Raw genomic sequence first — 6732 nt, forward strand, 5'->3', positions numbered from 1 at the left:
CACCCCGGCACCGTGCTCGCGCTCGGCGCGGTCAGCCTGGTCACCGACGTCTCCTCCGAGATGGTCAGCGCGGTCCTGCCGCTGTACGTGGTCGCCGCGCTCGGCCTGTCCCCGCTCGGCTTCGGCCTGCTCGACGGCATCAACAACGGCGTCGGCGCGCTGGTGCGGCTGCTCGGCGGCCACCTCGCCGACCGCGGCGGCCGCGGCCACAAGCTGGTCGCCGGGCTCGGCTACGGCCTGTCCGCGCTGTGCAAGCCGCTGCTGCTGCTGGTCCACACCCTGCCGCTGATCAGCGGCGTGCTGGCGGTCGACCGCACCGGCAAGGGCCTGCGCACCGCCCCGCGCGACGCGATGATCGCGCTGGCCACCGCCCCCGAGCACCGCGGCCGGGCGTTCGGCGTGCACCGGGCGATGGACACCACCGGCGCGCTGATCGGCCCGCTGCTGGCCTTCGCGGTGCTGCGGACCACCGACGACCGGGCCGAACGGGCCGGCTACGGCGCGGTGTTCACGGTCTCCGGCTGCGTCGCGGTGCTCGGCGTGCTGCTGCTGGTGCTGTTCGTCCCGGGCCGGATCACCCGGGCCGGCCTCCCGGCGGCCGACGCCGCCGCGCCGAAGCCCGCCCTGCGCGACGCGCTCGCCCTGCTGCGCCGGCCCGCGCTGCGCCGGCTCACCCTGGCCGCCGTGCTGCTCGGCCTCACCACCGTCAGCGACTCCTTCCTGTACCTGCTGCTGCAACGCGAACTCGGCCTGCCCGCGCACCTGTTCCCGCTGCTGCCGCTCGGCACCGCCGCGGTGTTCCTGCTGCTGGCCGTCCCGCTCGGCCTGGTCGCCGACCGGATCGGCCGCCGCACCCTGTTCCTGCTCGGCCACGCCGTCCTGCTGGCCGGCTACGCCGTCGTGCTCTCCCCGCTGCACGGGGTGCCCGCCGCCGCGGCGGTCCTGCTCCTGCACGGCACCTTCTACGCCGCCACCGACGGCGTGCTGGCGGCCGCCACCGCCGCGACCGTCCCCGACGGGCAGCAGGGCGCCGGACAGGCCCTGGTCGGCACCGGGCAGGCGCTGGCCCGGTTCGCCTGCTCGCTGGCCTTCGGCGCCGCCTGGTCGCTGTGGGGCCCCCGCCCCGCGCTGGCCGCCACCGCCGCCGCGCTGGCCGGCGCCGCCCTCGCCGCGACCCTCCTGCTGCGCCCCGCCTCCCCCGCCGCTCCCGCCGCCGCCACTGCCGCCACCCGCTGAACACCGCCCGCGCTTCCCACCCGGAGGGCCCCGTGACCGCTCCCGCCACCGCCGAACCCGTCCCCGCCGAGACGTCCGGGCCCGCCCCGGACGGCACCTCCCCGCTGCGCCGCAAGCTGCTGGTGCTGCTGGTCGCCGTGCTGCTGCTGGCCGGTGTCGGCACCGTCGCCGTCCGGTACGCCGCGCAGCGCTCCGACCGGCGCGACCAGGAGCAGGCGGGCGGGCCGCCGGTCCACGAGGGCGCGGTCTCGCTGGACGCGGCGGGCGGCCGCCGGCTGCTGCTGCGCAACCTGGCCTGGGGCCCGCACCGGGACGAGATCGCCGCGGTGCCCGCCGACGCCCCCGACGGCCCGCGCACCGCGTCCGGCGTCGAGTGCCTGCGCTTCCACGCCGCCGCCGGCACCGGCGTCTGCCTGCAGGCCGAGCACGGCGCGCTGGACGACACCTACCACGCCTCGGTGCTGGACTCCTCGCTGCACGAGCTCAGGCGCTTCCCCGCGCCCGGCATCCCGACCCGGGCCCGGGTCTCCCCGTCCGGGCACCTGGTCGGCTGGACGGTGTTCGTCAGCGGCGACTCCTACGCGGGCACCGCCTTCTCCACCCGCACCGCGATCGTCGACACCCGCGACTGGACGTTCTACGACAACCTGGAGGACTTCCAGGTGGTCGAGGACGGGCACCGGGTCCAGGCGTCCGACGTCAACGTCTGGGGCGTCACCTTCGCCGACGACGCCTCCTTCTACGCGACGGTCGCCACCGGCGGCCGGACCTACCTGGTCAGGGGCGACCTGGCCGCCCGCACCCTCACCACCCTGCACCAGAACGTCGAGTGCCCCTCGCTCTCCCCGGACGGCACCCGCGTCGCCTACAAGAAGCGGGTGGACGGCGCCGACCCGGCCGCCCCCTGGCGGCTGTACGTGCTGGACCTGGCCACCATGACCGAGACCGCGACCGCCGAGCAGCGCGACATCGACGACCAGGCGCTGTGGTCCGACGACCGCACCCTGCTGTACGCGATGCCCGGCGACTACGGCTCCGACCTGTGGACGGTGCCCGCCGACGGCACCGGCACCCCCGCCGTCCTGGTCCGCTCCGCGGTCGCCCCCGCCTACCTGGGCTGACAAGCCGATCACGGCGGGAGTATCGTGCGCGGTCGAACTCTCGTCCCAGGAGTGGAAGATGAAAGACGACCGGGCGCCGCAGCCGCCCCGCCGCGCGCCGCTGCGCCGGACGCTGTACGCGCTGCTGGCGCTGTACGGCGGCCTCCTGCTGTGCGGCTCGGCGTACTGGTGGTTCGGCTGGTCGTGGGCGGTCGTGGAGGTGCTGCCCTTCGCCTGGGCCGTCGTCCTGGCAGTGGTCGTCATCTACGGCTTCCGCACCCGCAACGGCCTCGTCGCGGGCGTGTTGGCCGCCCTGCTGGCCGTCGGGGTCAGCGCCACCGGTTTCGACGCGATCCACGCCGTCGTCCTGGAGCGGTACGGGCAGCGGACCACCGCGGTGGTCGTCGACGGCCGCCTCAACGGCGACCGGACGGCGTACTCGTCCTGCCGGCTGCGCACCCGCGACGGCCGGGACGTCCCCCGGAGGCTCGACCCCTGCGACGGGTTCCGGCCCGGCAACCGCCTCGACGTCACCTACGACCCGGACGGGCGGCAGGACCCGGTCGTGGGCGCCCCCGACGCCGCCGCCAACCCGGCCTGGACCGGGGGCCTGCTCGCCGCGCTCACCCTGCTGCTCCTGTCCCTCCCGCTGTGGGCGGGCCGCGGACCCCGGTGGCCGGTCCTGATGGACGACCTGCTGCTGGGGGCCCGGCCCGAGTGGTGGGGGCGGCGCCGACCCGGTCCGCCGGTCGCCGGATAGATTCCCGGCATGAGCACCGTGATCGAGACCGTCTCCGAACCGACCCCCGAGCTGGTGGCCGCGTTCGCCCGGCTGCTGCCCCAACTGTCCTCTTCGGCGGCCCCGTTGGACGCGGACGCGTTGGCCCGGGTGCTGGCCTCGGACGCCACCGCGCTGCTGGCGGCCCGGCTGGACGGCGAGATCGTCGGCACGCTGGTGCTGGTGGTCGTGCCGCTGCCGACCGGCGTTCGGGCGCACGTCGAGGACGTGGTGGTGGACGCGGCGGCCCGGGGGCACGGCATCGGCGCGCGGCTGATCGACCGGGCCCTGGAACTGGCCGTCGCGGCCGGGGCGCGCACCGTCGACCTGACCTCCCGGCCGTCCCGGGAGGCGGCGAACCGGCTGTACGAGCGGGCCGGGTTCGTCCGCCGGGAGTCCGTCGTCCTGCGCCACACGCCCGCGCCGCAGGGCGGCTGAGGGCCGGTCAGGCGCGGCGTTCGCGCCAGCGCTCCATCAGCAGGGGCAGTTCCGCCCGCAGGAAGGCGAAGAACTCCAGCGATTCGGTGAGCCGCCGTCCGGCCGGGGTGTCGGGCCCGAGCGCCTCGATGCCCTCGGTCAGGCCGGTCTCCCAGCGGGCCAGCGTGCGGTCGCGGCTGGCGGTGAGCTCGTACCAGACGTGGTCGTGGACGCGGTAGCGGTCGCGGCGCGAGCCGGGTTCGCGCTCCCGGCCGACCAGGCCGACGGGCACCAGGTAGCGGACCGCGCCGGACACCGCGGCGGGGGAGACCTGCAGCAGTTCGCCCAGTTCGGCGGAGGTCAGCCGGCCGGAGTCGGAGGTCAGCAGGGCGGTGAACACCCGGGCGGGCATCCGCGGGAACCCGGCGTCCACCAGCACGGCGGCGAACCGCTCCACGAACTCGGCCACCACCGCCGGATCCCGCCGCACGGCCCCGCCCGCCTCGCCTGCCCCGCCCGCCCCGTCCGCCTCGCCCACGCCGCCCGCCTTCCGCCGCCGTCCCGGTGCCCCGACACCCGTGGAGATCCGGGACTTTCAGTAACTTCACGAATCTGTGAAACAAGAGTAGCTTCGATGGCATGACAACCGCCATCTCGGTGTCCGGCCTGGTCAAGACCTTCGGCCGCACCCGCGCCCTGGACGGCTTGGACCTCACGGTCGAGCAGGGCGAGGTCCACGGGTTCCTGGGGCCCAACGGCTCCGGCAAGTCCACCACCATCCGCGTCCTGCTCGGCCTGCTGCGCGCCGACTCCGGCACCGCCGCCCTGCTCGGCGGCGACCCCTGGCGGGACGCGGTGCCGCTGCACCGCCGGCTCGCCTACGTCCCCGGCGACGTGACGCTGTGGCGCAACCTCTCCGGCGGGGAGGCGATCGACCTGCTCGGGCGGCTGCGCGGCGGACTGGACCCGGCCCGCCGGGCGGCGCTGCTGGAGCGCTTCGAACTCGACCCGACCAAGAAAGGCCGCACCTACTCCAAGGGCAACCGGCAGAAGGTCGCCCTGGTCGCCGCGTTCTCCTCCGACGTCGACCTGCTGATCCTGGACGAGCCGACCTCCGGACTGGACCCGCTGATGGAGGAGGTGTTCCGCGAGTGCGTCGCCGAGGCCCGCGACCGGGGCGCCACCGTGCTGCTCTCCAGCCACATCCTGTCCGAGGTGGAGGCCCTGTGCGACCGGGTCTCGATCATCCGGGCCGGCCGCACCGTGGAGACCGGCACCCTCGCCGACCTGCGCCACCTCACCCGCACCTCGATCGACGCCGAACTGGCCGGACCCCCGCCCCGCCCCGACTACGTCCACGACCTGGCCGTGGACGGCCACCGGCTGCGCTGCCAGGTCGACACCGACCGGCTCGGCGAACTGCTCACCGAACTGAACGCCGCCGGCGTGCGCACCCTGGCCAGCCGCCCGCCCACGCTGGAGGAGCTCTTCCTGCGGCACTACGAGAGCGACGCCGGCGCCCCCGCCGCGGCGGCCGCCCGATGAGCGGCCCGGTCCCGGCGGCCACCGCCGGCCACGACCTGGCGGGCACCGGCGTCCTCTACCGGCTCGCCCTGCGCCGCGACCGGATCGCCCTGCCGGTGTGGGTGTACGTCGGCACCGGCATGGTCGCCTCCACCGCCTTCTCCTTCCGCAAGCTGTACGGCGACGACGCCTCCCGGCGGACGTTCGCGGCCGGCATCGACGGTAACGGCTCGCTGCGCGCCCTGTACGGCCCGGTCTTCGACGGCTCCACCACCGGCGGGCTGACCGCGTGGCGGATGGGCGTGTTCGGGGCGGTGCTGGCCGCCCTGATGTCCACCCTGCTGGTCGTCCGGCACACCCGGGCCGAGGAGGAGGACGGCCGGCTGGAGCTGATCGGCGCGGGCGCCGTCGGCCGCCGGGCCCCGCTGACCGCCGCCCTGGCCGCCGCGCTCACCGCGAACGCGGCACTGGCCGCGCTGGTCGCCGCCGCCCTGCTGGCGGCCGGTCAGGACGCGGGCGGCTCGGCCGCCTTCGGCCTCGCGCTCGGCGGCACCGGCCTGTTCTTCGCCGCGCTGGCCGCCGTCACCGCCCAGCTCGCCGAGACCGGACGGGCCGCGAACGGCCTGGCGGGCGCGGCGATCGGCGCCGCCTTCGTGCTGCGCGCCGTCGGCGACTCGGGCACCGGCACCGGCTGGGCCGGCTGGCTGTCCCCGCTCGGCTGGTCCGAGCAGGTCCGCGCCTTCGCCGGGAACCGCTGGTGGGTGCTGCTGCTCCCGCTGGCCGGGGCCGCCCTGCTCACCGGGCTGGCCCGCGCCCTGGTCGCCCGCCGCGACCTGGGCGCCGGACTGCTCCCGCAGCGCCCCGGCCCGGCCGCCGCCGCCCCCGGCCTGGCGAGCGCCGCGGCCCTCGCCCGCCGCCTGCAGCGCGGCCCGCTGCTCGGCTGGACGCCGGCCATGGCGGTCGCCGGCGCGGTGTTCGGCGCCGTCGCCAAGGGCGTGGTCGACCTGATCGGCGACAACCGGCAGATGGCCGACGTCCTGGCCCGGGTCGGCGGCCGCAGCGGCGTGCTGGACGCCTACCTGTCCAGCATCGCCACCGTGTTCGGCATGGTCGCCGCCGTGTACGCCGTCCAGGCGGTGCTGCGGATGCGCGCCGAGGAGGTCTCCGGCCGGGCCGAACCCGTGCTGGCCGGCGCCGTCTCCCGGCTGCGCTGGGCCGCCGGGCACCTGCTCTTCCCGCTGCTCGGCAGCGCCCTGCTGCTGGCCGCCGCCGGCGCCGCGGCGGGCCTGGCCGAGGGCCTGGCGCTGGGCGGCGGCACCGGCGGGGCGGTCGGCCGGATGCTCGGCGCGACGCTCGTCCAGCTGCCCGCGGTCTGGCTGACCGCGGCCGTCGCCCTCGCCGGGTACGTCCTGCGGCCGCACTGGGCGGCGGTGGGCTGGACCGGGTTCGGCGTGTTCGTGCTGGTCTCCTGGCTCGGCCCGATCCTCCGGCTCCCGCAGGGCGTGCTCGACCTCTCCCCGTTCAGCCACCTCCCGCACCTGCCCGGCGGACCGGTCGGCGCCGCCCCGCTGCTGTGGATCTGTGCCCTGACCGCCCTGACCACCGCCGCCGCGCTGGCCGGACTGCGCCGTCGCGACCTGGGCTGACGGCACGCCGGAGGGCGGCGGGCCCCGGGGC

7 protein-coding genes are annotated in these 6732 nt (G+C 76.8%); 6 read left to right on the forward strand and 1 reads right to left on the reverse strand.

The annotated features are described in order from the left end of the window. The 4 genes from ACFUEL_RS32045 to ACFUEL_RS32060 all read left to right on the forward strand — a co-directional run. A partial coding sequence (locus ACFUEL_RS32045) for an MFS transporter (protein ID WP_380240465.1) occupies window positions 1-1236 on the forward strand: 1236 nt, incomplete at its 5' end. 104 nt (window positions 1237-1340) lie between these two features. Further along, entirely contained in the window at window positions 1341-2357 is a 1017-nt protein-coding gene (locus ACFUEL_RS32050) for a TolB family protein (protein ID WP_380240477.1), read from the forward strand. Window positions 2358-2415: 58 nt separating this feature from the next. Then, complete coding sequence (locus ACFUEL_RS32055) at window positions 2416-3096, forward strand: hypothetical protein (RefSeq protein WP_380240467.1); 681 nt, start codon at window positions 2416-2418, stop codon at window positions 3094-3096. A 9-nt stretch (window positions 3097-3105) separates the two neighbouring features. Next, a complete protein-coding gene (locus tag ACFUEL_RS32060; RefSeq protein WP_380240469.1) occupies window positions 3106-3552 on the forward strand; it encodes a GNAT family N-acetyltransferase in 447 nt (148 codons plus the stop codon). 7 nt (window positions 3553-3559) lie between these two features. Here ACFUEL_RS32060 and ACFUEL_RS32065 read toward each other — a convergent pair whose 3' ends face one another. Next, complete coding sequence (locus ACFUEL_RS32065; protein ID WP_380240471.1) at window positions 3560-4069, reverse strand: GbsR/MarR family transcriptional regulator; 510 nt, start codon at window positions 4067-4069, stop codon at window positions 3560-3562. A gap of 101 nt (window positions 4070-4170) precedes the next feature. Here ACFUEL_RS32065 and ACFUEL_RS32070 point away from each other — a divergent pair, with 101 nt between their 5' ends. Next, window positions 4171-5076, forward strand: a complete 906-nt coding sequence (locus ACFUEL_RS32070; RefSeq protein WP_380240473.1) for an ATP-binding cassette domain-containing protein — start codon at window positions 4171-4173, stop codon at window positions 5074-5076. Then, the gene (locus ACFUEL_RS32075) at window positions 5073-6701 is read left to right on the forward strand and encodes an ABC transporter permease (protein WP_380240475.1); all 1629 of its coding nucleotides are present in this window, start codon (window positions 5073-5075) and stop codon (window positions 6699-6701) included. Before ACFUEL_RS32070 ends, ACFUEL_RS32075 begins: the two co-directional genes overlap by 4 nt. The last annotated feature ends 31 nt before the right edge of the window (window positions 6702-6732 follow it).

The sequence above is a fragment of the Kitasatospora sp. NPDC057198 genome, assembly GCF_042670125.1.
In the GTDB taxonomy this organism is placed as follows: Bacteria; Actinomycetota; Actinomycetes; order Streptomycetales; family Streptomycetaceae; genus Kitasatospora.

Bases quoted from the DNA above. Each gene is read 5' to 3' on its own strand.
- ACFUEL_RS32055 (WP_380240467.1), top strand. From the start codon at position 2,416: ATGAAAGACGACCGGGCGCCGCAGCCGCCCCGCCGCGCGCCGCTGCGC.
- ACFUEL_RS32075 (WP_380240475.1), top strand. From the start codon at position 5,073: ATGAGCGGCCCGGTCCCGGCGGCCACCGCCGGCCACGACCTGGCGGGC.
- ACFUEL_RS32060 (WP_380240469.1), top strand. From the start codon at position 3,106: ATGAGCACCGTGATCGAGACCGTCTCCGAACCGACCCCCGAGCTGGTG.
- ACFUEL_RS32070 (WP_380240473.1), top strand. From the start codon at position 4,171: ATGACAACCGCCATCTCGGTGTCCGGCCTGGTCAAGACCTTCGGCCGC.